This window comes from Loktanella atrilutea (assembly GCF_900128995.1).
Lineage (GTDB): Bacteria > Pseudomonadota > Alphaproteobacteria > Rhodobacterales > Rhodobacteraceae > Loktanella > Loktanella atrilutea.
This window is the reverse complement of the sequence record NZ_FQUE01000010.1, coordinates 35,467-60,078: the sequence shown is the minus strand read 5'-3', so window position 1 is coordinate 60,078 and position 24,612 is coordinate 35,467. Positions and strand designations below refer to the sequence as shown.

At 62.9% G+C, this 24,612-nt stretch carries 23 protein-coding genes and 1 tRNA gene; 7 read left to right on the top strand and 17 right to left on the bottom strand.

Annotated elements, in window-relative coordinates:
• The 8 genes from mgrA to BUA54_RS16565 form a co-directional block, all read right to left on the bottom strand.
• A complete protein-coding gene (gene mgrA / locus BUA54_RS16600; protein ID WP_072858386.1) occupies positions 1–1,044 on the bottom strand; it encodes an L-glyceraldehyde 3-phosphate reductase in 1,044 nt (347 codons plus the stop codon).
• Complete coding sequence (locus BUA54_RS16595) at positions 1,041–2,183, bottom strand: Gfo/Idh/MocA family protein (RefSeq protein WP_072858385.1); 1,143 nt, start codon at positions 2,181–2,183, stop codon at positions 1,041–1,043. Before BUA54_RS16595 ends, mgrA begins: the two co-directional genes overlap by 4 nt.
• A 12-nt stretch (positions 2,184–2,195) precedes the next feature.
• Positions 2,196–2,939 carry a sugar phosphate isomerase/epimerase family protein gene (locus tag BUA54_RS16590; RefSeq protein ID WP_072858384.1) on the bottom strand — a complete coding sequence of 248 codons (744 nt, stop codon included), beginning with the start codon at positions 2,937–2,939 and terminating at the stop codon, positions 2,196–2,198.
• 9 nt (positions 2,940–2,948) lie between these two features.
• Complete coding sequence (locus BUA54_RS16585; protein WP_072858383.1) at positions 2,949–5,333, bottom strand: beta-mannosidase; 2,385 nt, start codon at positions 5,331–5,333, stop codon at positions 2,949–2,951.
• Complete coding sequence (locus BUA54_RS16580; protein ID WP_072858382.1) at positions 5,330–6,418, bottom strand: ABC transporter ATP-binding protein; 1,089 nt, start codon at positions 6,416–6,418, stop codon at positions 5,330–5,332. Before BUA54_RS16580 ends, BUA54_RS16585 begins: the two co-directional genes overlap by 4 nt.
• A gap of 92 nt (positions 6,419–6,510) precedes the next feature.
• Positions 6,511–7,416, bottom strand: a complete 906-nt coding sequence (locus BUA54_RS16575) for a carbohydrate ABC transporter permease (RefSeq protein WP_143155477.1) — start codon at positions 7,414–7,416, stop codon at positions 6,511–6,513.
• A 34-nt stretch (positions 7,417–7,450) separates the two neighbouring features.
• Positions 7,451–8,380 (bottom strand): carbohydrate ABC transporter permease, encoded by a 930-nt coding sequence (locus BUA54_RS16570; protein WP_072858380.1) that lies wholly within the window; start codon positions 8,378–8,380, stop codon positions 7,451–7,453.
• Between the two features lie 89 nt (positions 8,381–8,469).
• Positions 8,470–9,702, bottom strand: coding sequence for an ABC transporter substrate-binding protein (locus tag BUA54_RS16565; protein WP_072858379.1), 1,233 nt, complete (start codon positions 9,700–9,702; stop codon positions 8,470–8,472).
• Between the two features lie 163 nt (positions 9,703–9,865).
• On the opposite strand from BUA54_RS16565, the gene BUA54_RS16560 reads away from it, so the two are divergent.
• The 4 genes from BUA54_RS16560 (at position 9,866) to BUA54_RS16545 (ending at position 14,488) form a co-directional block, all read left to right on the top strand.
• Entirely contained in the window at positions 9,866–10,882 is a 1,017-nt protein-coding gene (locus tag BUA54_RS16560) for a LacI family transcriptional regulator (RefSeq protein WP_245810742.1), read from the top strand.
• 37 nt (positions 10,883–10,919) lie between these two features.
• Entirely contained in the window at positions 10,920–11,405 is a 486-nt protein-coding gene (locus BUA54_RS16555) for a MaoC family dehydratase (protein WP_245810740.1), read from the top strand.
• A complete protein-coding gene (locus BUA54_RS16550; RefSeq protein WP_072858376.1) occupies positions 11,402–12,256 on the top strand; it encodes an HpcH/HpaI aldolase/citrate lyase family protein in 855 nt (284 codons plus the stop codon). The genes BUA54_RS16555 and BUA54_RS16550 overlap by 4 nt, the downstream gene beginning before the upstream one ends.
• A gap of 81 nt (positions 12,257–12,337) precedes the next feature.
• Positions 12,338–14,488 carry a putative bifunctional diguanylate cyclase/phosphodiesterase gene (locus BUA54_RS16545; RefSeq protein WP_072858375.1) on the top strand — a complete coding sequence of 717 codons (2,151 nt, stop codon included), beginning with the start codon at positions 12,338–12,340 and terminating at the stop codon, positions 14,486–14,488.
• Here the strand turns inward: BUA54_RS16545 and BUA54_RS16540 are convergent.
• Entirely contained in the window at positions 14,440–15,438 is a 999-nt protein-coding gene (locus BUA54_RS16540; protein WP_072858374.1) for a LacI family DNA-binding transcriptional regulator, read from the bottom strand. The genes BUA54_RS16545 and BUA54_RS16540 overlap by 49 nt on opposite strands.
• Before the next feature lie 132 nt (positions 15,439–15,570).
• Here BUA54_RS16540 and BUA54_RS16535 point away from each other — a divergent pair.
• The 3 genes from BUA54_RS16535 (at position 15,571) to BUA54_RS16525 (ending at position 16,886) form a co-directional block, all read left to right on the top strand.
• Positions 15,571–15,647: transfer RNA gene (locus tag BUA54_RS16535), tRNA-Arg, on the top strand.
• Positions 15,648–15,787: 140 nt separating this feature from the next.
• Entirely contained in the window at positions 15,788–16,090 is a 303-nt protein-coding gene (locus BUA54_RS16530) for a glycoside hydrolase family 25 domain-containing protein (protein WP_072858373.1), read from the top strand.
• A gap of 262 nt (positions 16,091–16,352) precedes the next feature.
• Positions 16,353–16,886 (top strand): cold-shock protein, encoded by a 534-nt coding sequence (locus BUA54_RS16525; RefSeq protein WP_072858372.1) that lies wholly within the window; start codon positions 16,353–16,355, stop codon positions 16,884–16,886.
• A 667-nt stretch (positions 16,887–17,553) separates the two neighbouring features.
• On the opposite strand, the gene BUA54_RS16520 is transcribed toward BUA54_RS16525, so the two are convergent.
• The 8 genes from BUA54_RS16520 to BUA54_RS16485 form a co-directional block, all read right to left on the bottom strand.
• Entirely contained in the window at positions 17,554–18,669 is a 1,116-nt protein-coding gene (locus tag BUA54_RS16520; RefSeq protein ID WP_072858371.1) for a hypothetical protein, read from the bottom strand.
• A 32-nt stretch (positions 18,670–18,701) separates the two neighbouring features.
• Positions 18,702–21,692 (bottom strand): putative Ig domain-containing protein, encoded by a 2,991-nt coding sequence (locus BUA54_RS16515; RefSeq protein ID WP_072858370.1) that lies wholly within the window; start codon positions 21,690–21,692, stop codon positions 18,702–18,704.
• 60 nt (positions 21,693–21,752) lie between these two features.
• Positions 21,753–22,112, bottom strand: coding sequence for a hypothetical protein (locus BUA54_RS16510; RefSeq protein WP_072858369.1), 360 nt, complete (start codon positions 22,110–22,112; stop codon positions 21,753–21,755).
• Positions 22,113–22,127: 15 nt separating this feature from the next.
• Positions 22,128–22,871: an N-acetylmuramoyl-L-alanine amidase gene (locus tag BUA54_RS16505; protein WP_072858368.1), complete on the bottom strand. Its 744-nt coding sequence runs from the start codon at positions 22,869–22,871 to the stop codon at positions 22,128–22,130.
• A 75-nt stretch (positions 22,872–22,946) separates the two neighbouring features.
• Positions 22,947–23,543, bottom strand: a complete 597-nt coding sequence (locus BUA54_RS16500; protein ID WP_072858367.1) for a hypothetical protein — start codon at positions 23,541–23,543, stop codon at positions 22,947–22,949.
• A gap of 92 nt (positions 23,544–23,635) precedes the next feature.
• On the bottom strand, positions 23,636–23,944 hold the full coding sequence (locus BUA54_RS16495; protein ID WP_072858366.1) for a hypothetical protein: 309 nt from the start codon (positions 23,942–23,944) through the stop codon (positions 23,636–23,638).
• A complete protein-coding gene (locus BUA54_RS16490; protein ID WP_072858365.1) occupies positions 23,931–24,293 on the bottom strand; it encodes a hypothetical protein in 363 nt (120 codons plus the stop codon). Before BUA54_RS16490 ends, BUA54_RS16495 begins: the two co-directional genes overlap by 14 nt.
• Complete coding sequence (locus BUA54_RS16485; protein ID WP_072858364.1) at positions 24,290–24,607, bottom strand: hypothetical protein; 318 nt, start codon at positions 24,605–24,607, stop codon at positions 24,290–24,292. The genes BUA54_RS16490 and BUA54_RS16485 overlap by 4 nt, the downstream gene beginning before the upstream one ends.
• Between the last annotated feature and the right edge of the window lie 5 nt (positions 24,608–24,612).

The window sequence follows — 24,612 nt, the reverse complement described above, 5'->3', positions numbered from 1 at the left end:
TTACTCCGGTGCGTTGTCGGATTGGCTGGACTTGGCCCAGAGGTTGATCGCCTGATCGCCGCTGTGTTCGTCGATGGCCGCGAGTTCCTCTGGCGTGAAGTCGAGGTTGCCCACGGCCCCCGCGCAATCCTCGATCTGGGCAGGCTTGCTGGCCCCGATCAAAGCCGTCGTGATCCCGCCATCACGCAGCACCCAGGCAATCGCCATCTGCGCCAGCGTCTGGCCGCGCGATTGCGCGATGTCGTTCAGGGCGCGGATCGACTGGATCGCGCGGTCGGTGATCAGCGACTTGTCGAGCGACTTGTCCTGCGCCGCGCGGCTGTCGGCGGGGATGCCGTTCAGGTATTTCGTCGTCAGCATCCCCTGCGCCAGCGGCGTGAAGGCGATCGACCCGATGCCGAGGTCGGCCAGCGTGTCCTTCAGCCCGTCGGTCTCCACCCAGCGATTGAACATGTTGTAGCTCGGCTGGTGGATCAGCATCGGCACGCCCATGTCGTCCAGAATGGCGACCGCCTCGCGCGTTTTCTCCGTGTTGTAGCTGGAGATGCCTGCGTAGAGCGCCTTGCCGGAGTTCACGATGTCGGCCAGCGCGCCCATCGTCTCCTCCAGCGGGGTGTCGGGGTCGAAGCGGTGGGAATAGAAGATGTCGACGTAGTCGAGGCCCATCCGCTTCAATGACTGGTCGCAAGAGGCGATCAGGTACTTCCGGCTGCCCCACTCGCCGTAGGGCCCGGCCCACATGCCGTAACCGGCCTTGGAGCTGATGATCAGCTCGTCCCGGTATCCCGCGAAATCGGTCTTCAGGATTTCGCCAAACGCATCCTCCGCGCTGCCCGGCGGGGGCCCGTAGTTGTTGGCAAGATCGAAGTGGGTGATGCCCAGATCGAAGGCCGTGCGGCACATCGCGCGCTTGTTCTCGTGTTGGCTGTCCCCGCCGAAGTTGTGCCACAGGCCAAGCGACACGGCGGGCAGCTTCACCCCCGATGCGCCGCAGCGGCGGTAGGTCATCTTGTCATAGCGGTCGTCGGCGGGGCGGTAGGTCATGCGTCGTCCTTCAGCAGGGCGCGGGCGGCGTCGGGGCCAAGGGCCTCCGGCCGCGCGCAGGTTGTCGTCATGTCGACGAACTGGCCCGTCTCGCCGGATTTCAAGATCGAGGTCATGACGTCGGTGACATGCACCGCAAGGTCAAGCGCGCAGCGGTGGGGGCGGCCTTCGACGATGGCGGCGGCCATGTCGGCCAGTCCGGCAGTGCGATAGTTCGCCCGGTGGACCGGCTTGTGCAGATCCCAGTTGATGACGTTGAAGGGATGCTCCCACTCGGCCAACTCGGTCACGGTGCCTGCGGCATCCGCCTGCCGCAGCACGCCGCCGAAGTGGTTCGGGTCCGGCACGAAGAGCGCACCGCCGGTGCCGTAAAGCTCCATGTTGTTGTGATCGTGCGCCTTCACGTCCCAGCTGGTGCCCAGCGTGATGACGGCCCCGCTCTCGAACGCCAGCAGCGCGTGGATCGTCGTCGCGACCTGCACCGGCAGCGTCTCGCCCGCGCGGGGTTCGGAGGTGATGGTGCGGGTGGTCTGCGCCTTGTTCGACATGGCGGCGACCCGTTTCACCGGCCCCAGCAGCTGCACGAGGTTGGTGATGTAATAGGGCCCCATGTCCAGCACCGGGCCGCCGCCGGGCTTGAAGAAGAAGTCGGGGTTGGGGTGCCACATCTCCATCCCCGGCCCCATGAAATGCGCGGTGCCAGAGGTGACGGTGCCGATGCCGCCGTCGTCGATGATCGCCCGCGCCTGCTGGTGCGCCCCGCCGAGGAAGGTATCGGGGGCCGATCCGATGCGCAGGCCCTTGGCCGCGGCAAGGTCGGCCAGCGACTTCGCCTGCTTCAGCGTCAGGACCAGCGGCTTTTCGGTGTAAGCGTGCTTGCCTGCGTCGAGGATGCGCTTGGTCACGTCGTAGTGGGCATCGGGGATCGTCAGGTTGACGATGATGTCGATGTCGTCCGAGGCCAGCAGGTCACTGACGGTCCGGGCCTTCAGGCCGAACTCCTTGGCCTTGGCCAAGGCCGCGTCCTCGTTCATGTCCGACACGGCGACGAAGCGGATGTTCTTGTAGGTCGGCGCCAGCGTCAGGTAGGCGGTCGAGATGTTGCCGCAGCCGATCAGGCCGACGTTCAGGGTGGTCATGGGACGTCTTTCTTACAGGGATTGCATGTAGGTCAGCGCGCGGCTGGCGAAGCGGTTGTCATCGGCGGGCTTGTCGTGCTCCATCACGAAGAGGTCGCAGCCGGCCGCATTCAGCGCCTTGAAGTACCCGGGCCAGTCCAGCGTGCCATGGCCCGCGTCGGCCCAGCCATCCTCGTCGGCGTTCTCGCCCTTCGGCGCACGGTCCTTGACGTGGGCGGCGATGATGCGGTCGCCGTATTGCGCGATGACCTCCGCCGGGTCCTTGCCGGCGACGGCGGCCCAGGCGACGTCGAACTCGAAACCGATGTTGTCCTGCGCGAGGATCAGGTCGATGGGCAGCTCGCCCGTGGGCAGCGCCTTGAACTCGAAGTCGTGGTTGTGCCAGCCGAAGTCGAAGCCTTCGTCCTGCAGCGGCTTGCCGGCGGCAGAGAGGCGCTTGGCGAAGTTGGTCCAGCCCTCCGCATCCGTGGGGCGCTGGTCGGGCATCAGGAAGGGCACGATGATCTTCTTGATGCCCAGCGCGCGGGCGATCTTCATCGTCTGCGTCGCGTCACCGGCGACGAGGTCCATGGCGAAATGCCCCGACGGCATGGTCAGGCCGGTCTCGTCCAGCGCCTTCTTCGTGGCGTCGAGATCCTCATAGACCGGGCCGTAGCCTTCGACATGGGCATAGCCCAGGGCGGCCAGCATGCCGAGCGTCTCGCTCAGCGGGCCGAAGTTGCGGGAGCTGTAGAGCTGGTAGGAAAAGTCGGTCATTGGGGGTCCTCAGGTGATGTGGGTGGCGCTGTGCAGGTCGCGCAGCGTGAAGGTGGGGGTGGCAGCGGCATCATGGGGCGTGAACCGCAGGGTCGCGGTATGGCCGGGGCCGAGGTGGATGGCGTTGCGGTCGAACCGGCCGGGGGCGGAGGCCTCTGCGGTGACGAAGAAGGCCATCGCCTGCGCGGTCAGGTGCAGCACATGGGCGTCGCCGTCGCGCTTGATCTCATGAGTCACGTTGGCAGGCAGCAGGTCATAGGCCTTGTAGGGTCGTGGCGCGAAGACGTCGCCGCCCTTGGTGCCGTCGCTGGCGGTCCAGCCAAAGGACAGCATCTCTTGCTGGTCCAGCGCGGCCTTGGGGATGCGCAGCAGGTCCACTGCACTTTCCCTCACCTCTGCCCCGCCCTGCCCCAGATCGCGGGTCGCCCCGTCCATGGCGCAGGCCGAGGCGGTGACGTTCACCGTCACGGACTCGCGCCGGTCGTTCACGGCCCGCAGCACCAAGTCTTCGCCGTCGGGCATCACGACCACGGTGACGGGCGCATAGAAGTCGCGGGACAGGTGGTGCAGCACCTTCCACCCGCCGCCGTAGTCGAGTGAGGCCCATGAACACACCGGCCAGGTGTCGTTCAATTGCCAGATCAGCGTGCCCATGCAATGCGGTTTCAGGCCGCGCCAGTGGGTGACGGCGGTCTTGATCGCCAGCGCCTGCTGGACCTGTGAAACGTAGACGAAATTCTCGAAGTCCACCGGAAAGCGGAAATAGCGGAACATCGTCTCGGCGATGCGGGCGTTGCCGCCGTCGTTCTTCTGGTGCGCCTCCATCACCGGGGCGGCGATGTTGAAATCCGCCGGGTCGGCGAACTGGCGGACCACGTCCATCGACGGATAGCTCTGGAATCCGAACTCGGAACAGAACCGGGGCGAGACGTCGCGGTAGTGGTCGAAATCGCGCCCCTCATGCCAGACCGACCAGAAGTGCATGTCTCCGGACGAATCGTCATGCCATGCGTCGCCGAAGGACAATGGCCCGGTGGACGGGCTGGACGGCCACCAGTTGGCCCCCGGGTCCGTCTCGCGCAGCGCATCCTCGATAGCGCGGTTCAGGCGGTCATAGTTCACCAGATACCGGTCGCGGTCGTTGCGGCTGACGTCATACCAGCCCAGCGCGCCGACCAGTTCGTTGTCGCCGCACCACAGGGCGAGGCAGGCGTGGTGGTGCATCCGGGCGACGTTGTCGTGCACCTCGGCCCGCACGTTCGCCAGATAGGCGGGGTCGGAGGGGTAGAGGTTGCAGGCGAACATGAAGTCCTGCCAGACCAGCAGGCCAAGTTCGTCGCAGGCGTCGTAGAAGCTGTCGGGCTCATATCGACCGCCGCCCCAGATGCGGATCATGTTCATGTTCGCATCGACGGCGGATTGCAGCAGGTCGCGGGTCTTCGCCTCTGTGATCCGGCCCGGCAGCGCGTCGGCGGGAATCCAGTTGGCACCCTTGCAGAAGGTGTCGTGTCCGTTCACGCGGATCTTGAAGCCCAGACCGGCGGCGTCGGGTTCCGCGACCAGTTCCATCCGGCGCAGGCCGATGCGGCGCGCGGCGGTGGCATCGCCTGCCGTGACGGTCAGATCGTAGAGGTGCTGGTCGCCGAGACCCGCCGGCCACCACAGGACCGGTTCAGAGACCGCGATTGTCAGCTGACAAAACCCCTCCCGGCTATCCGCCGTCGCGGTCTGACCGGCCATCGCGACCGTGACCGGCCCATCGTGATGGGTCGTATGCACCCCGACCGTGACCGAGACGCCGTTGCCGTGTTCCTGTGAAATGGCCAGACGGTCGATGCGGGCGGCCCGGCTCGGTTCCAGACGCAGGGCCCCGTAGACGCCGGAGGTCGCCAGCGCGATGTTCCAGTCCCAGCCGAAGTCGCAGGCGGGCTTGCGCAGGAAGTTGCCGTAGGGGATCGGGCAATTCTTGGACCACGGGACCGGAAACGGGTGCGCCTCTGCCAGCGTCTTTCCGGCGGCGACAGGGGAATGCAGCGTGATCGCAATGGTATTCCTGCCCACCCGCGCCGCATCATCCAGCGCCATGCGGAAGCTTCGAAAGGCATTCGCAGCCTCAAGCACCACCACGTCGTTCACGCGGACCGTCGCCACGGTATCGAGCTCGGATATCACCAGATCGACGGCAGGGTCGGCCAGATCGAAGGACCGCTCCACGGTCCAGTCCGCCTCGCAGATCCAGCGCAGATCGTATTCGTTCTGGCCCGCATAGGGGTCGGGGATCATTTCAGCCTCGAAGAGGGTGGTGACGATATCACCCGGCAGCCGCATCGGGACCGTGACCGTGCCGTCCGCGGACCGCAGGGTCCAGTCTCCGGTCAGGTCGATTGCGGTCACAGACGAACCTCTGACTCCGTGTCGAACAGGGATGCCGCCGCCGGGTCGATGCCGATGGTCAGGCGGTCGCCCGGCGTGACCTGCGCCTGTCCGTCCATCCGGATGCGGAAGGTCTCACCGCCGAATTCGCAGTAGACCAACGTGTCAGAGCCCATGGGTTCCACCAGATCCACCGTGACCTCCGTCGTGCAGGGGGCGGAGCGCAGGTTGTCGCCCGTCATCACATGCTCTGGCCGGATACCGATGATCGCGGGCGTGCCATCGGCAGGGCGCTCTTTGAAGTCATAGTTGCCCAGCGGCAGGTCATGGCCGGGAATGGCGATGACATCGCCCTTCAGCGTGCCCTTGAAAAAGGTCATCGACGGCGAGCCGATGAAATCGGCGACATAGAGGTTCTGCGGCTTGCCATAGATTTCGGCCGGGGTGCCCAGCTGCATGATCTTGCCGCCCTTCATGATCGCGATGCGGTCGGCCAGCGTCATCGCCTCCACCTGATCGTGGGTGACGTAGATCATCGTGTTCTTGAGGTTGTTGTGCAGCCGCTTCAGTTCGACCCGCAGGTCGGCGCGCAGCTTGGCGTCGAGGTTCGACAGCGGCTCGTCGAAAAGGAACACCTCGACATCGCGCACCAGCGCCCGACCGATGGCGACACGCTGCCGCTGACCGCCGGACAGGGCGCCGGGCTTGCGCTTCAGCAGCGGTTCGATCTGCAGGATCTCGGCCGCGCGGGCGACGCGGCGCGCGATCTCGTCCTTCGGCACCTTGGCGTTCTTCAGGCCGAAGGTCAGGTTCCCCTCGACCGTCATCTGGGGATAAAGCGCGTAGCTTTGAAACACCATGCCGATGCCGCGTTCGCTGGGTTCGGCCCAGGTGACGTTCTCCCCCTTGATCCAGATCTGCCCGTCGGTCGGTTCCAGCAGACCCGCGATGACGTTCAACAGCGTGGACTTGCCGCAGCCGGATGATCCGAGCAGCACGAGGAACTCTCCATCCGCGATCTCGAGATTCAGGTTCTGCAGCACCTTCACGGCACCGAAGGCCAGATCAAGATGCTTGATCGAGACGGAGGGGTTCTGAATGGTCATTTAATTTCTCCCGGCGCCGGGACGTCGCCCGTCGCGTTCGTGATTTGAAACGCGCCACTGGCGCCTTTCATTTTGCTGCGCAAAACCATCCCTCACCCTTTCACCGCGCCGGCGGCGATGCCACGGACAAAGAGCTTGCCGGAGGCGAAGTAGATGACGAGGGGGACGAGGCCCGTCAGCAGGGTCGCGGCCATGTTGACGTTGTATTCCTTCACCCCCTGCACCGAGTTGACGATGTTGTTCAGCTGCACCGTCATCGGGTAGCGGTCGGGAGAGGAGATGTAGGTGACGCCGAACAGGAAGTCGTTCCAGATGCCCGTGACCTGGATGATGAAGGCGACGACGCAGATCGGCAGCGACATCGGCAGGATGATCTTGAAGAAGATCGCCCAGAACCCGGCCCCGTCGACGCGGGCGGCCTTGAAAAGCTCCTCCGGAATGGACGCAAAGTAGTTGCGGAACAGCAGCGTGTTGATCGGCATGCCGAAGGCCACGTGGACCAGCACCAGCCCGGTGAGCGAGCCGTAGAGCCCCGCCTCTCGCAGCAGGATCACGATGGGGTAGAGCATGACCTGATAAGGGATGAAGGCGCCGATCATCAGGATGGTGAAGAACACTTCTGACCCGCGGAATTTCCACATCGACAGGGCGTAGCCGTTCACCGACGCGATGGCGACGGACAGGATCACCGAAGGGATCAGGATGCGGACCGAGTTCGAAAACCCGCGGCTGAGGCCGTCGCAATTGATCCCCGTGCAAGCCTCCTTCCACGCCTTGACCCACGGCTCGAAGGTAATCTCCAGCGGCGGGGCAAAGATGTTGCCCATGCGGATTTCCGGCATGCCCTTCAGCGATGTCACGATCATCACGTAAAGCGGCAAAGCATAATACAGCGCGACGACGAAGAGCGTGCCGTAGACGATGATATTGCCGCGGCTCAGCCGCTTTCTGGGTTTCTTCCCGCGCGGCCCTTCGGGCAGCGTCCGCCCCAGCGGCATCGTGACCGCATTGGCGGCATTGAGCATCCCGATGTTAGCCACGCCGTTTGCCTCCGAATTCAAGGTAGGCCCAGGGGATCAGGATGATCACGACCATCAGCAGCATCATCGTCGATGCGGCAAAGCCCTGGCCTAGGTTCTGGCCGCCGAACATGGCGGTCATGACGTATTTCGCGGGCACCTCCGAACTGATCCCGGGCCCGCCGGAGGTCTGGGCGACGACCAGATCGTAAAGCTTCACGATGCCCGCCGCGATCAGCACGAGCGAGGTCACGAAGACCGGGCGCATCATCGGAATGATGATCCGGATGTAGGTCTTGACCGTGCCGATGCCGTCGACGCGAGCGGCCTTCCAGATGTCGTCGTCGATGCCGCGCAGACCGGCCAGCATGATGCACATGATCAGGCCGGTGCCCTGCCACAGGCCCGCGATCAGCAGACCGAACATGACGATGTTGGGGTTGTTCAGCGGATCGAAGGTAAAGCTTTCGAACCCCATGCCGCGCACGACGTGCTGCAGCCCAAGCTCGGGGTTCAGGATCCATTGCCAGACCAGGCCAGTCACGATGAACGACAGCGCGAAAGGATAAAGAAAGATGGACCGGAAGACGGCCTCTCCCCTGATCTTGCGATCCAGCAAGGCGGCAAGGGTAAAGCCGATCACGAGCGTCCCGATCAGGCTGAACACGCCGTAAACCGCCAGATTCTCGATCGAGACGATCCACTTGCGGCTGGACCAAAGCCGTTCGTACTGGTCCAGTCCGGCCCAGCTCAACCGTGGCAGAAGACCTGATTTCGTAAACGAATAGACCACTGTCCAGATCGTGCCGCCCAGAAAGATCACGAGGGCGGTGAAGATCAGCGGCAGCATCGCGACCTTGGACGACAGGTTGCGCAACAGGCGCGAGGGTCGGCGCACGGCTGCGCTGCGTCCGGTTTGCGGACGGATGTCGGTCGTCGTCATGGGCTCCCCCCCGATGCGGCTGATAGCGCCTGCGCGCCGGTGATCGCGGGCCACCCGTCGGGCGGCCCGCAACCGTCATGCGTCGGTCATCACTCCGCCTGCGCGATGATGTCCGCGTATTGCTGCTGCACCTCTGCCGCGGTCATGGAGGGCGTGTTCCAGAACTCTGTCATCAGGTCGTTCAGCTGCGTGATCGTGTCGGGCGCGATCAGCTGTTCCGATGCGGGCAGCGTCTGGCCGTTGGCCAGCAGATCAAGACCCTTCTGCGTGCATTCGTTGACCGTCGTCAGGTCGACGTCGCCACGCACCGGCAAGGAGCCTTTCACCGAGTTGAACGCCACCTGCACTTCAGGGGACAACAGCATCGCCGCCAGCTCCTTCTGCCCCGCAGTAATCTCCGGATCGTCGTTGACCGGGAAATAGAACGCGTCGCCACCGGTCTGCAGGTATGCACCCATGCCGAGGCCCGGCAGACAGCCGTAGTCTTCGCCCGCGGTCATGCCTGCGACGGCGAATTCGCCCTGTGCCCAGTCGCCCATGATCTGCGCACCGCCTTCGCCGTTGATCAGCGCGTTCGTCGCCTGGTTCCAGTCCTGCACGTTGATGCCCGTCGAAAGCTCGCGCGCGGCGGCGTAGGCTTCGAAGGCTGCCGTGTATTCGGGGCCCATCACGGTTTCGGCGTTCTTGTCCTGCATGACCGACAGCCACGCATCCTTGCCCGCGATGGCGATCGTCATCACGTTGTTGAACGCGCCGGCCTGCTGCCAGGACTGGCCGCCCATGGCCAGCGGCGTCACGCCAGCCGCCCGCAGCGCCTCTGCGCTTTCCATGAAGCTGTTCCAGTCGGTCGGCATCTCGATACCGGCCTTTTCGTAGGCCGGGCCGGACAGCCACATCCAGTTCCACGAATGGATGTTGATCGGCGCGCAGTAGATCTTGCCATCGACCGTGCAGGATTCAAGCAGCGACGGCGGGTTGACGATGTCCTTCCAGCCCTGCGCCTCGGCCACGTCCGTGATGTCCAGCAGCAGGCCCGCGTCGATCAGTTCTTCCGCCTGACGCCCGTGGTTGAACTGGAACGCGGCGGGCGGATCGCCACCGATGATCCGGCTGACCATGACGGGCCGCGCCGTGTCGCCACCGCCTGCGATCGCGCCGTCGACCCATGTGTTGCCGGTGGCGTTCCATGCCTCCGCCAGCTTCGACACGGCGGCGGCCTCCCCCCCGGATGTCCACCAGTGCATCACCTCCAGATCAACCGCGCCCGCGCTTGACGCGGCACAGATCGCCGTCGCCGCAAGCAGTTGTGTGCTGAGTTTCACGATTCTAACCTCCCTGATCTAAATCGTTGTAGGAAAGCTAACCTGAAGTTGTTTGCGCAAACAAGACTGTTTCTTTTCGGGATTGAAAATTAAGCTGGCGCCATCCGGACGCTTGCAAATGCAGCATTTTTGCCCGACGGGGGCGGGGCCGGAAGGAATGGACATGGACAACGCCGATACGCGCCAGCCGCGCAAACCGACACTCAAGACCATCGCCGGCCTGACCGGACTTGCCGTGCCCACGGTGTCCCGTGCGCTGGCGGGTGCAGAGGACATCAGCCTTGATACCCGCGCCCGGGTGCGCGCAGTCGCCGACGAGATCGGCTATGTCCCGAACCGCGCCGGCGTGCGACTGCGGACCGGACGGACGAACGTGATCTCTCTCGTCCTGTCGACCGAACACGACGTGATGAACCATACAGCAAGGCTGATCTCCTCCGTCGCAGGCGGCCTGCGAAATTCCCCGTTTCATCTGAACATCACGCCCTATTTCAAGGACGAGAACCCGATGAAGCCGATCCGTTACATCGTCGAGTCGGGATCGGCAGATGCGGTGATCTTCAACCAGATCCAGCCGGAGGATCCGCGCATCCGGTATCTGATGGATCGCGGCTTTCCCTTTGCAACCCACGGGCGCAGCGACTGGTGCGACGGGCACGCCTGGTTCGATTTCGACAACGACGCATTTGGCCGGCTGGGTGTCAGATCCCTCGCAGCCCGCGGACGGCGACGGCTGGTCCTGATCGCCCCGCCGCGTGATCAGACCTATGCCATCGCCATGATCGACGGCACGGTCGCACAGGCGAAGTCTGCCGGTGTCGATCTGACCGTCCTCGACGACGTGACCAGCGATTCGCCCGTGGATACGATCGAGGCGCGTCTGACCGCCCTTCTGTCCGACTCCAAAAGTGTCGACGGCATCATTACGGGATCGACCAACGCAGCGCTGGCGACCATCGCCGCCGCCGCGGCCGGGAACCGGACCCTGGGCGGTGACCTCGACATCTTCTCGAAAGAGGCGATCCGTTTCCTGCGCCGGATCCACCCGCGCATCCTTGCCGTATCCGAGGACGTCGCTGCCGCCGGCGATTTTCTGGCCCGGGCCGCCATGGCGGGCGTGCGCCAGCCCGCAGCCGCCCCGATGCAGCATCTGGACAGCCCGCCTATGGACCTTCTGTAGCCCGCAGGGCTGGCATCCGCCGTCGCAAAGGGTCAGGATGCCCGCGACACATCAGGGAGGGTGCGGCATGGCCGGTCTGTGGTTCGAGGATTTCAAGGTCGGGATGACGTTCAGCCATCCCTGGACCCGGACGATCACCGAAACCGACAACCGCTGGTTCTCGCTGCTGACGATGAACCCGCAGCCGCTCCATATCGACGCCCATGCCGCGGCCCAGACCGAATTCGGCCGTCCCATCGTGAATTCGCTGTTCACGCTGGGGTGCCTTGTCGGCATGACCGTCAACGACACGACGCTGGGGACGACCGTCGCCAACCTTGGCATGACCGACGTCAAGTTTCCGCATCCGCTGTTCGAGGGCGATACGATCCACGTCACGACAGAGGTGCTGTCCCTGCGTCCCAGCAGCTCTCGTCCGGGTCAGGGGATCGTCACCTTTCGTCACAACTGCTTCAACCAGACCGATGACCTCTGCGCGGTCTGCGACCGCGCGGCCCTGATGATGGGAAGGCCCGCCACATGATCCTGACACACCGTTCCTACCTCTTCGTGCCCGGCGACAGCGCCCGAAAGCAGGACAAGGCGCGCGGCACAGGTGCCGATGCCCTGATCCTCGACCTCGAGGATTCGGTCGCCCCCGACGCCAAGGACGCCGCCCGCGCCCGCACGGCGGACTGGCTGGCAGAGGGCGCGCCGATGGCCCGCCTCGTGCGCGTGAATGCGCTGTCGACCGGGCGGACGGCGGACGACATCGCGCAAACGGCCCCCGGCCGCCCCGACGGCTACGTGCTGCCGAAATGCGAAGGTGTGGAAGACATCGCCGAGGCAGCAAGGATGATCGCCGCCGCAGGGCTGGACGTGCCGCTGATGGTCATCGCATCGGAAACCGTCCGTGCCGTGCGACAGCTGATGCGGGCCGACTGGGACCACCCCGCACTCGGCGCCATGACGTGGGGGGCCGAGGATCTGGCCGCCGATCTGGGCGCGCTCGCCAATCGTGATGCTGACGGACAGTGGCTGCCGCCCTTTGCCACGGCCCAGACCCTGGCACTGCTGGCCGCGAAGGCTGCGGGCGTTTCCGCCGTCGACGGTCCATTCACCACCGTGGGCGACGATGCCGGCCTCGCGCGGGCCTCTCGCGCGGCATTCGTGATGGGCTTCGACGGCAAACTGGCGATTCACCCGGGACAGGTGCCCGTGATCCACGACGCCTTTACCCCAACCGCGGCAGCGGTCGACCATGCCAACCGGGTCGTCGCCGCCATGGCCGAATCCGGGGTGGCCACGTTGAACGGCCAGATGCTGGACCAGCCGCATCTCGACCAGGCCCGCAAGATCCTGCGTTTGGCAAAGCGCGGAGAGCCGTCTGCCTGAAAGGCCGTCGCCACCCCGTCTGAACTTAAACCTTGCTTCACCTCTTCACCCTATGAGGATCCGCGGGGAAGCGAGAGTGTCATGCAGATTGATCCGGTCCAGAACGCAGAGCTGACGGCCGCCCGACACGTGATCGGTCGCAACATCCTGCTGCCACTTTTCGAAAACGCTGCGCATGCGATCGTCATGCTGGATACCACCGATCTGCGCGTGATTTCCGCGAACCGAAAGGCCTGCACGGCCTTGGGCCAAACCATGCGAACCCTGCAGCGCATGGCATTGGCAGAGGCTCTGCCGGATCTGCCCACCGATCGGGTAACGCGTCTCCTGCGCCGCTTCGTGACCCTGCGGCGGCCACGCCAGCGCCTTCGGATCAAGGTCGGCGGTCAGATTCCCACGATCTACGACGTCGACCTCCTCCGCATGCCCGAAGGGACGGGGGCGCTGGCTGTGCTGGCACAGGACGTGACGCAGACCCTTACCGCGCTCCGCATGACGGACGAGGCAGAAGCGCGGCTCGTCACTGCGATCGACGCGCTGCCGGATGGCTTCGCCCTCTTCGATGCCGACGACAGGCTGGTGATCTGCAATGAAACCCTCCGCCGGTTCTATCCGGAATGCGCCCCGGCGATGACGCCCGGCGCCCGGTTTCAGGACATTCTGCTCTACGGTCTGGCCCGCGGTCAATTCAGCGACGCGATCGGGCGCGAGGATGACCGGCTGCGCGAAAGGCTGGAACGTCATGCCGACGCGGCCGGAACGGTCGAACACAAGCTGGTGAACGGACGGTGGCTTCGGATCGTCGGGCGACCAACGCGGGACGGTGGGCACGTGGGTCTGTGCGTCGACGTGACGACCCTCAAGGAACAGCAACAGGCGCTGCGACGACAGGCCATCACCGATGAACTGACCGGATTGCGTAACCGGCGCAACATTCTGGAAGACATTGGCCAGATGGCGGACAACCTGCCCGACGGTCAGGTCGTCGTGGTGTTTCACATCGACCTCGACCGTTTCAAGGCCGTGAACGACGTCTACGGTCATGACGCCGGCGATCATGTTCTCAAGCACTGCGCTGCCATCCTCGAAAGCGCCGTGACCGCACCCGATTTCGCGGCCCGGGTCGGCGGCGACGAATTCATCGTGATCCGCCGCATGACCGACGACCGGCCAAGTATCCATGGCTTCGCAGAGCAGATCATTCAGCGCTTGATGGAACCGATCGGATACGCCGGTCAGTTCATGCACATCGGCGCTTCGATCGGCATCGCGCCGTTCGAACCGGGCAACGGCATGGGTGTCCGCGGCACGGTGCTGACCGCCGCCGACCTCGCCCTTTACGAAGCGAAGAAGCTGGGTGGGTCCGCCCTGTTCTTCGAGACCGAGATGCGCGAACAGGTGCTGTCGGCGAACGCGCTGGCGCGGGAATTGCAGATCGCGCTCGAACGCAATGCCTTCGAGGCCCATTTCCAGCCTCAGATCGACGTGCGAGGCGCGCGATGCCTGGGGTTCGAAGCGTTGCTGCGCTGGAATCATCCCCGCCGCGGGACGCTGGCCGCCGGGCAGTTCCTCGACGTCGCGCAACGCGCCGGCCTGACCGACGCGCTGGATACGCTGATGATGGATGCCGCCTGTCAGGCGCTGCGCTTTCTGGCCGACTTCGGACATCGCGACCTAAGCGTCAGCATCAACATGTCGACGGCACAACTCAGCGATCCCCACTTGCTGGCACGGCTGGAAAGCGCCTTGTCCCGCCATGACGTGCCGCGTCATCTGCTGCGGATAGAGCTTCTGGAATCCACCCTGCTGGACGAACGCACGAGTCATATTCTGACCAACGTGCAGGCCCTCGTTGCCGCCGGTTTTGTCGTCGAGCTGGACGATTTCGGCACCGGCCACGCCGCCATCGCCGCCCTGCGCAAATTTCAGGTCACCCAGATCAAGATCGACCGCAGCTTCGTGCGGCACATCGACACCGATGATGAACTGAAGAAGCTGACCGGCGCGATCATCGGACTGGCCAACAGCCTCGACATCGGCGTGCTGGCAGAGGGCGTGGAAACGCAGGCCGAACAGGACTGCCTGCTGCGGATGGGCTGCGGTCTGGCGCAGGGCTGGTTCTACAGCAAGGCGATCCCGCTGCGCGAGATGGGCAGGTTCATCGCGACCTTCACCGCCGGGCATCAGCCCCGGATCAACGTATCCCCAAGGTCGATCCGCGGCGTCAGCTGAACCCGCTCCTCGCCCGGGTCCTGACCGAGGACGCGCGCGGCGATGATCCGCGCTGCCCTTGTCCCGATCTCGTAGCGGCAGGCATCCATCGTCGCGAGCTTGCGCGGCAGCCCGTCCAGCAGTTCGACCCCGTTGAAGCCCGCAAGGCCGATCTGACCCGGAATATCGACGCCCTGATCCAGCAGGTACATCAGGCCGCCGGCACCAATCATGTCATTGGAATAGTACAGGAAATCAAGGTCGGGATGCCGTTCCAGCATCGCCTGCGTCATCTCTCGCCCCTTGGTCAGCGCCGATCCGCCGGCGTAGAAGTCGCGATCCGTGATCTCGATCCCCGACTTGGCCAAGGTCCGCGTGAACCCTTCGAACCGCTTGCGGGCCCGGTGGTCCAGCGGCATCTGCGTCCCCATGAAACCGATCCTGCGATAGCCGGCCGCAACGATCGCCTCGCCCATCTCCCGCCCCGCCCGCCGGTGAGAAATGCCGACGCAGGCATCGATCGGATCGCCGTCGGTGTCCATGATCTCAACCACCGGGATCCCGGCCTGCGCCAGCATCGCCCGCGACGGATCGGAATGTTCAAGCCCCGCGATGATGATCCCGGCCGGACGCCAGGACAGCATCTCGAACAGCACCTTCTCCTCGCGCTCGGGGCGGTACTCCGTCACGCCGAAGACCGGCTGCAGGTCGGTATCGTCCAGCCCGTCCGAAATGCCGGACAGCACCTCTGGAAAAACCATGTTCTTCAGCGACGGGATGATGACGGCGATCAGATTGACATGGCTCGACGCCAGCGAGCCCGCGATACGGTTCGGCACGTAGCCCAACCGCTTCGCCGCGTCCTTGACCTTTGCGCGTGTCGCGGCGCTGACGTCGCCCTTGTCGCGCAGCACGCGACTGACGGTCATTTCGCTGACCCCCGACGCCTCGGAAACGTCGCGCAGTGTCATCGGTCGGCGTGGCGGCTTTGTCAAAGGGGCGATCCCGTCCAGAAGGTTTTCCGAACTCTAGACAAGGTCCGTTAGCTTGTCCAAGCCCGCCGCGTTGACCCCGCCTGATTTTCGATGCAATGAAGAACGGTCGGCCCCGTGGCTCAACTGGATAGAGCAGTCCCCTCCTAAGGGACAGGTTACAGGTTCAAGTCCTGTCGGGGTCACCAATAATCCCTATAAAATATAGGCGTTTTTCGAGTACGAACGTGGCGAGCGGTATCAGCTCTGCAAGAAATTGCAGAACATGACAGCAACTTTCAGCATACCCAAGTACAAATCCCGTACAGCAAGTTCAGGAATCGTTCTCATGCCACGACGCAACAATGCCACAGCCAATGATGCCGATCGCAAGTTTCCGATCCGAGTGAAGGTGCGCGTGCCTCCTACCGGCCTTGGTACGATGCTCGTCGAGATAGACGTCTGGCTGACATCGACCTTCGGGGATGAAGGGTATGGCCACGGCTCGGCAACAGCGGCGGGCATGGATGCCACGGCTTACCACTTCATGTCGATCGACGATGCTCAGGCGTTCCTGAAGGCCTTCCCCAAGCTAGAGCTGGCCGCCGGGTTCGTGCCACCTGCCTCCTTGGCCGAAAGTCGGTACCGCTAACTTAGGGTCGGAAACCGCAGACAATCATTACCGCACCAGTCCCTTGCCGGCGGCATCTGAAAGATATGCGTCAAGTCGGTCGACCTGTCAGGCGATTTCGCCGCACAGCGCGCAGGTTGCATGGCAGCTAAATTAGTTTAACTTCGTGGGCTCTGATGGGGGATGGAATACGCTGAGAAAGGTGCCGTAGTCGGCTCGACAGTACACGCTGCCATTACCCAGTTCCCCACCAGCATAGACGGCGTAGCAGGAGGTTGGTTAGATGGTTGATGAAAAGGCCGGTGTGACGGTCACTGGAACCGTCAAATGGTTTAACTCAAGAGAGGGCTATGGCTTCGTCACAAACCCGCACGGCCCGGATATCTTGCTACACACCGATGTACTTCGCGAATTTGAGCTAGGGTGTGTCCAAGAAGGATCTGAAGTGCAGTTGACAGTAGTCGACACGCCGCGCGGCATGCAGGCGGAACGGGTCATTTCGATCTTACCTCTTCAGAATGATTCAAGGCCCGCCCGGGGCGTTATTAGGCACCCAACCTCAGAGCAGATCGCAGCCTGTCCAATCCTGCCGGCGCGGATCAAATGGTTCAACAGGGTTCGTGGATTCGGCTTCGCAAGAGCGTTTGGTCAGGGCGACGACGTCTACATAGATATCGAGGCCTTGCGACGTAGCGATTTTACCGAACTTGCCACCGGCGAAGCGGTGGCGATACGCGTGATGCCGAGCGAGAACGGGCGCAAGGCGGTGGCTATACTGCCATGGGATGTCGGTGTAACCGACATTGAATTGGTATGACTAGCCTACGATCGGATCATCATGGTCCAGGGTGTAAAATAGCCGCAATATGACTGACTCAGCATAGGACGTGACTTGGTCACGCCTCCGCCCTCAATCCGCATTCTCTGCCAGAGAGATGCTGCTCCTCAAGGGCTTTAGCAAGAACCTCAAATCCGCGGGCCTCACGCTCGAGATCCGATACAATCGCACTTACGCTGTCGTTATCCGGTCGTAGGCCATCGGTCTTGGAGTAAAGATTGGACCGAAGGACCATGGCGGATTTTCGAAGGCGACGCGCTTCAAGCCGCAGTTCGGTCGGTGATACTTTTTTAAACATGACAAGACACCAAACCATTACCCTTCGTCTCAACCTGGTCGCTATGCGACGCGATGGCGGCATCAAGCAACCTGCCATCGACAGATGATGAGCTAAAGTTAAGTTGAAATGCTGGTGTAAACGCGGCGATAAGCCGGCAGATGCTTTGCACTAGAGGCGCTCGCACCGATCCAGCCGTCCCATGTTCTGATAGGCCCGGGGCCGGCACCGGAGGCGCACAGTTGCAGGTGTATTCAAGGAACAGCGTGTGCCCGGTGATGGCGGAGAGATCTGTCATGCTGCGCAGGTAGAACGAAGATACCCCGCAACCAGTGAAGGGGCGGGGCTTTGCTTGAATGCAGATCTTTTTCAAGCGGCAACATTTGCTTTCACGTTGCCAGAGACCTTTGCGGTCGCATCGTCCACCGTAATGTTCTGGCAAATATTATCCTTGATCAGACTGCCGGTCGATTGCGTTCCGTTCTTGTGATCGTGCACCATAATCCAAGGTCGCTTGCTTTCAGCCTCCGGCCGGAAGTGATCCCAGACCTTGTTACCCCGAATTATAACGTCTTTCGCCCCATAGAAGGAAATTCCGTGATAGGCACCAATGTCGAGATCGCAGTCCTCTACAAGACAGTTTTCGTAGATCCCATCAAACATGCCGATGCCTTGGGGTTCGGCCATCAGCGGATGGTTTAGGTGATCTCCCAACGTCCAGCGGCGAGCGGTTAAGCGACGGATTGACAGACCTTTTCGGACACCCGACCCAGAACGTCGATCTTCGCCAATGCTCCAGGATTGCAGAACGTCGGAGTGGTTCTTGTTGATCTGAAAAGCATCCTGAGCATAGTCATCATCGGAGGTGCAATTATCACCGATCAGGCGATAGGCATCACCGGAAAAGCCCAGCACTTTGTTCCGGCTCGAAGCACAGCGATCAGCGTAGAGAACAATAGACATATAGCACGCAATTGACTTGCAGCCCTCGATGACAGAATCCGGCGAGGCGACGTGAAACCCTCCGACAATTCTGTTTGTCCAGTCTGCCAGTGTCCAATCAACATAAGAGGTAGGGTCGTTGGTCAAAGACAAGTCGGAGAAGAGCTCCATGTCGCGGAAGGCAAGATTTGCCCCGCCCAAGGTATAGACCAACTTGCCACGTTTCCTTTGTCCATCGGTCCTAGCAATTTTGAAACCGCTAAAAGCTATATTCTCACATTGAGCGACTTCCATCGCAGGAAAGATGTAGTTTGGGTTGACGGGGGAAATTGAAGCCCTGCCCTCCGGCCTCATGCCCTTAAACACAAAGTTGCTCCAATCTCCGTCATCCTCAAGTCGAATGTTCGTTTCGCCTGAGTCCAATAAGTTTCGCACACCGGCCATATCCCCGGCTGTGACATATTTTTGTTCAGTTACGGATTCTTTCGCAATCTCGTTTAAGATGCCTTGTGCATAAGACGCAATCTTATTGAGGTCTGTCATGTTATGGTCCTTCAAGGTTGACGTTGTGTGAATTATTCATAGGCACCGGCACTGGCCTTGACGGCCGACCGGGTGTTGCCCGCTAGATCGAACCGCAGCACCGGCTTGACGCGGTTTTTGGCCGGGCTTGTAGATTGCAGGGCGTAGTTGCCGCCCCCGGTGCCACCGTCGGCCGCCGTGGCCCCCCGATAATCCACAAACAGCGGATCGTTCCGCACCGTGTCGCTTGTCCCGATACTGGCGGTCAGGCCGGGATAGTTTTGCGCAAAACTTGATCCCAGACCAAACCCCTGCGCGTCGATGAATTGGCTAAACTCACCGTCACAACCGACGCCAAACATATAAGGCCAGTTGCCTTGTCTTGTGCCGTCACTCTTGAACAGATCGCTTTTCGTGTTGATCTGCGACGATATGTTGCCCTTAACGGCCATCAATTCATGCGTGCGATTAAGGCCGTTTGTGTCGTCGTAAAACACGTTCCAGCGATGTGCCGACCCGTAACCCGTAAAGGTGTTGTGCACGAGGATCACATGGGACGTGTCATAGGTTGCGGCATCAGCAGACACGCGCAGGTTGGCCCCTAGGGATTTGTTCGTGTTCTCGCAGACATTGCAGGCGAACACCTGGCGCGACCGGGCCTCATAAAGCCCGTTAATATCGTTGCTGTTCACCTTGAAACTGTTGAAGGCGATTATTGCGCCGGGCGACGATGCATTTCCTACATGCGTTAACACGCCCGTGATGGGCGAAAACGCGCAGCCCATCAAGCACCACGGATCCACGGCGCCGGTTATCTCTGCAGTGCACCCGATTGTCATCGCAAGGTTGGGATAGACGCCCACAAACACGGGCGGCTTGATGCCATCGACCTCGATCAGGCTTGCATAGGTGTCGGCGGTTGAAATGATTTCGTTTTTGAACCCCAGATCTACCGTCGTCACCTTTTCATAAACCACGTAGGCGGGACTTGCCGCGGTGCCCCTGAACCCGGCATTGTTGGTCTTGCCCACACAGATATCGCGGAACTTCCACCACGATCCGGCGGCGCCCAGGTAAGGGATAAACGACCCGTATTTCACAATGACGTTTGCGCGCGCCACGGCAGGATCGCGCGTGATGACCAATTCACCGATTTCCTGCACGCGCCCGGCGTTTGAACTGCCCGACGATAGCGTGTGCGTACCCTCGCCCAAACGGATCTCGACGCCATCTAGGCGGCCGTTGACCTCATAAGCCCGACTGATCGCGCCGCCGACCGTGGCACAGGGCGCGGCCTTGGCGGTGGCGGCATTAGTCGACACCGCGGCCGTGGCGTTATCGCCGCCGGTGGCCGCGACATAGACGTAAATCGGATTTGCGGCCAGGGCCACATTTTTGAGATAGGTTTGCGGCCGAAACTCGCGGTAAGCCGTCGTGCCCGCGGTGGACAGCACCGACGCGGCGGCGCCGAAATGCGGGTAAACTTCCGCGTTGACCGTGATCGCCGCATTGTCGTCAAGCGTTGAAATATCCAGGTTGCACTCATAGGCCGTGACCGGGTGCGCGTAGGATCCCAGGCCGACCAGCGTGCTCACAGATACGACTTGCGACACCGTGCGCGTGCCATCGGTGGCGATGAACTTGACCGCCGCAACCTGTTCTCGATTGCGCATGTCGCGGTGCCAGGCCGACACGCGCAACAGCAGCGTGTTACCGACCACCCGGCGATCCGGCAGGATCCAATTCGCAATCGGTTTCGGACTGACCGCAAGGCTATTGTTTGCCACACCAGGCACCGCATCCGTCGCATAGATGTAATCCGACAGGGCGACCTGATCGGCCGTCAACGTCGCCTGGTCAGGATACGGCTTCCGAATCCGCTTGGTCAGCGTCAGGGCATCCGTGATCGTGGCGGGTGCGGCCTGGGCGTCAAAGCCCGCGCGCGCGACGGTCAGGGTTTGCGGCGCGGTATCGGGGGCAAAGGTGGGCGGGGCCGGATAGGTTGCTTTCCACCCGCTCGCCCCAATAGCAGTGACCGGCACCGCAGCCGCGACCGTGACGGAAAAGGCCGAAGATGCGGATCCGGCGGCATTGGTATAAGTCACCGTCACCGTCACGGCCTGGCGCAGGGATCCCGTCGGGATCGTGACCAGGCCTGCAGCGCTGATCGAGGCCCCGGCGCCGACCACCGACCAGGTGCCGCCCGTGGCATTGCTGAAATCCCCCGCCACGGTCACCGTCTTGTCGCCGCTGCCTTGGGTATAGGATTGATCCGCCAGGCCGCCGGTTGCGGTCGGCGCGACCTGGGCCGCAGCGACAGTGATAGACAATCCCGATAGGGTCGCCGTCGCCCCGCTGGCATCTGTGACGCGGATGCTGATGCCGGTGCGGGTCTGCGCGGTCGTGGGCGTGCCGGTGATCGCGCCCGTCGTAGCATTGAATGTGGTGCCGCCAGGCAGTGTGCCTGCTGTCAGGGCAAAGGTGTAAGGAGACCTGCCACCGGTCACAGATGGGGTGAAGCTATATGCCGCGCCTACGGTGCCGCCTGACGGGTTGCCCGTGATCGACAGTGGTGCAACCACGGGGCCGGTGAGGCCTTGGACGACCGTGTAGGTGACGTCGGTCTCGCGAGGTCCATCGGCATCGATGGTATCCAGCTCGGCTTGCGTGACGAAGTATGTCTTCTTGCCGTTCGGGTTGATCACGGTCGGATAGGTTACCGGCGCTGACGCGATCGTCGGCCGACAGGTGATCGTGCCGGATGCAATCAGGATGGGGTCGGTCTTGACCGTCTCGTCCCAGATGTTGTGGGCATATGGCTGCCCCTCGACCAGCCCCTCGAGCAGTTGCGGAAACAGGTCGAAGACACCGCCCCGACCCGGCAGGATGACGATAGGCTCACCCGCAGGGGTCTTGCTGATCTTCAGGACTAGGTTTGCCTCGCCACCGGTGACGGTGATCTGGGCGCGCTCATCGCGGTTCAGGATGATCGTGTAGGGTGTCACCACGTCGGGCGTTATGGTGAAAGTCGTGATGCGTGGCACGGCGCGCTCCTGGTGAATTTTGGGGGTGACGCCGGACCGTGTTGCCCGGCGCCGGATTGCTTATCGCTGTGCCGCGACCGCCGTGACGGCCTGCGCGGCCTTGGCAGCCTTCACGATGGTCTCGATCGCGCGCGGGCTAGGCAGCACCTTGGCCTTGGACTGCGCGTATTCCGTTGCGACGTAGCGGCCGGCCAGCACGACCAGCTCTTCGACAGTGACGTGACCATCGGCCATGGCAGCGGTGACGACGTTCGTGATGCCATCCTTGATCCGGTTGATCCGGATGTCGTCGGCCTCGAGCTTGTTCTTGGTCCCTGCCTTGGCCTGCGCCCAGGCGACGACAGCCATGACGCCGCTGAACAGCAGCCCCACGACCCATGCAATGAACGCGGGGTCGGCAAGAAGATCCTTGATATCCATGTGAGCAGGCCCTCCTCAGGCCGGTGTGGTGAAGGATGACACGACCCAGCCTTCGCGGCCGGCGTGTTTGACGCAGGTCCAGGCGGTGCCAGCGAAACTGCCGCGGCGCTGGACCGGCACGACGGCGCCGCCCGGAATCGTGGCGATGACGTTGTCGGCAAAGCTGGGCCAGCGGCGCAGGTTCAGATGGCTGCCGAAGGTGGTGATCCGGACGCGTTCAGACGCCGGCACGGCCGGCTCGATCTCGCAGGTCCCGGCCGGCGCCCCCTGCCCCCCCAGCATCGCTGCCAGGCGCGCACGCAGCTGGTCGCCGATGGCCACGGGATCCGCCACGGCTGTCATGCCGGGCAGCACGGTGAAGTCCCACTTGTTGCGCTGCCGGACGCCCAGATTGCGCTGCACCTCTGCATGACTGAGCGTCGTCGTGCGGCTGACGGGGATGCCATAGACGCGGCACCAGTGCGCCGTGCGCTGCAGCATCGCATCGATCTGCACCTCGGTCAGCGGATTGCTGCCCCAGACGAAGGGGCGCTCCTGGGCGCCGGCCATGGCATCGCAGGAAATGCCGATCGCATCGGAGTTGGCGTTCAGCGTGTGGGCTGCGTAGCGGCCGGGCGTAATCGGCGCGCGGTTCGCCTCGATGGGCCAGGTGCCAGGCTGCACGGTGCCGTTGGGTTGAACGATCTCGTGGTAGCTGTCGGCCTCCATGCCGATCATGCCGACGGCGCCGGCCGTCCAGTGCCAATGGATGCGCTTCATAAGAGTCTCTCCAATGCGATGGGCCCGCCAGGGCGGGTCGGGGTCGACTTGCGATTTCGGGTGAAGTGGCGGCCGTCAGTCGCCGGCGGCGCGCGGCAGCAGCTGGTAGGTGACGGAATCGGTGCGATCGAAGACCGTGCGTTCTCCGCAGCGGTATTCGAGGGCGAGATAGAGCTCGACCCGGCCGGGCTGCAGGTTGGGCGGGGGGATCAGCTCGACGCGGATCCGGGTCGGCACGTCATCGATCTGCCGCCGCGGCGCGCCTTCCGCCGCCCGCCGTCCGGGGGTGGTGACGTTGGTACCGTCTGTGAACAGCGACTGGCTGTCGACCAGCTGGCAGTCGCGGCCCAGAGCGGTGCGCTCCGCCACGATGTTCATTACGATCAGGTCGCCGACCCGCACCGGCTCGGTCACATAAGACAGACCGGGGGTCTGCCGGATCACCCGGTCCTCACCCGTCGCGCGGCGGACGTCGGTGATCATCAGATCGAGTTTCTCTTCGATCCGTTCAAGCCGCTCCGGGCTGGTCCAGATGTCGCGGACCCGATCGCCCAGTGGCGTGAAGATCGCCGCCAAGATCAGACTCATGCCCCAGAGCGCGCCACCCACGGCCCAGATACCCAGCCGTTGCCATAGGAATGTGCGGACAGCCCGCGTCGTGTCGGTCGTCATAAAGCGCCTCCGTGCGCAGTGGGTCGCCCGGAGGCGTCAGAAGAGTATGGGGAATCAGCAGGGCCCGATTTGAGCTATCAGATGATGGCGGCCTAGAGCCCGAACAGCGCGTCCAGATCGCCTTTCTTGTTCCGTTTGCCATCATAGCTCTGGCCACCGAAGGCCCTGACCATGATGTAGATCAGGCATGCTTTCGCACGTGTCCGTGCTGTCGTCGCCTGTAGCAGCATCCGGTCAAGAAAGATCCGGTCAATTACAGCGCGCGGCTGATCACGCAGGTAGTATGCGAGGTCGTGCGCCTCAGCCGCTGCTTCGGTAAAGTCCCATAGGAACCACGCCGTTAAGATCGATCTCAGCCAGCGCGGCATCCAGTAGGCGCCGACGCCGTTATAGACCGGCAAGGGACAGAGCGTCGGCTTCAGAAGCCCCTCCTTGAAGCGCCATTGCAACGGTGAAAGCTGTGTCCATCATCTGATCGTCCAGCCCGAACAGTGGCCCAAAGGCCAAAACGTCTTCGTTCATACGCACGAACTCCACGACATCGGCCCATGCGTCCTTCGCTGGGTGATAATCAGAAAGTGCGGCAACCGCGTCGTCGAGTTGAGCCAAGAGGTGGTCATGTGTCGTGCTGGGGAACAGTTTGAGCGACTGGCGCATAGCGCGCTTGAAAGCCCGCATGCCGTTGCGTTTTGCCTCGAGCGTTTCTGCCGATAGCTGTTCAGCTGTCTTGATATTCAGATCAAAGGTCATTCGGCTTGCTCCTTGACGATGGGAGTGGGCACTGGACCGTCGGTCACGGTCACGGTCCAATGCGTTGGATCTGCTGGCTGCGCATCTGCTGCACCAGCCCCATACGTCCACATGATCGTTGCGATGATCTCACCGTCGGTTCGGATGATCGAGCCGACAAACGGGTGCTCGCCTGTTGGCGTTGCCTCGCCCCCCTCCGGCACGGCAGACAGGTCGTAGGCTGTGCCATCAATGGTCAGAACGTCACCGTCGATGGATGCGATTGTTTCCGGCATGCCGGGAAGTCCAAGGATGGGCGATAATGTCAGTTTCATGTGCT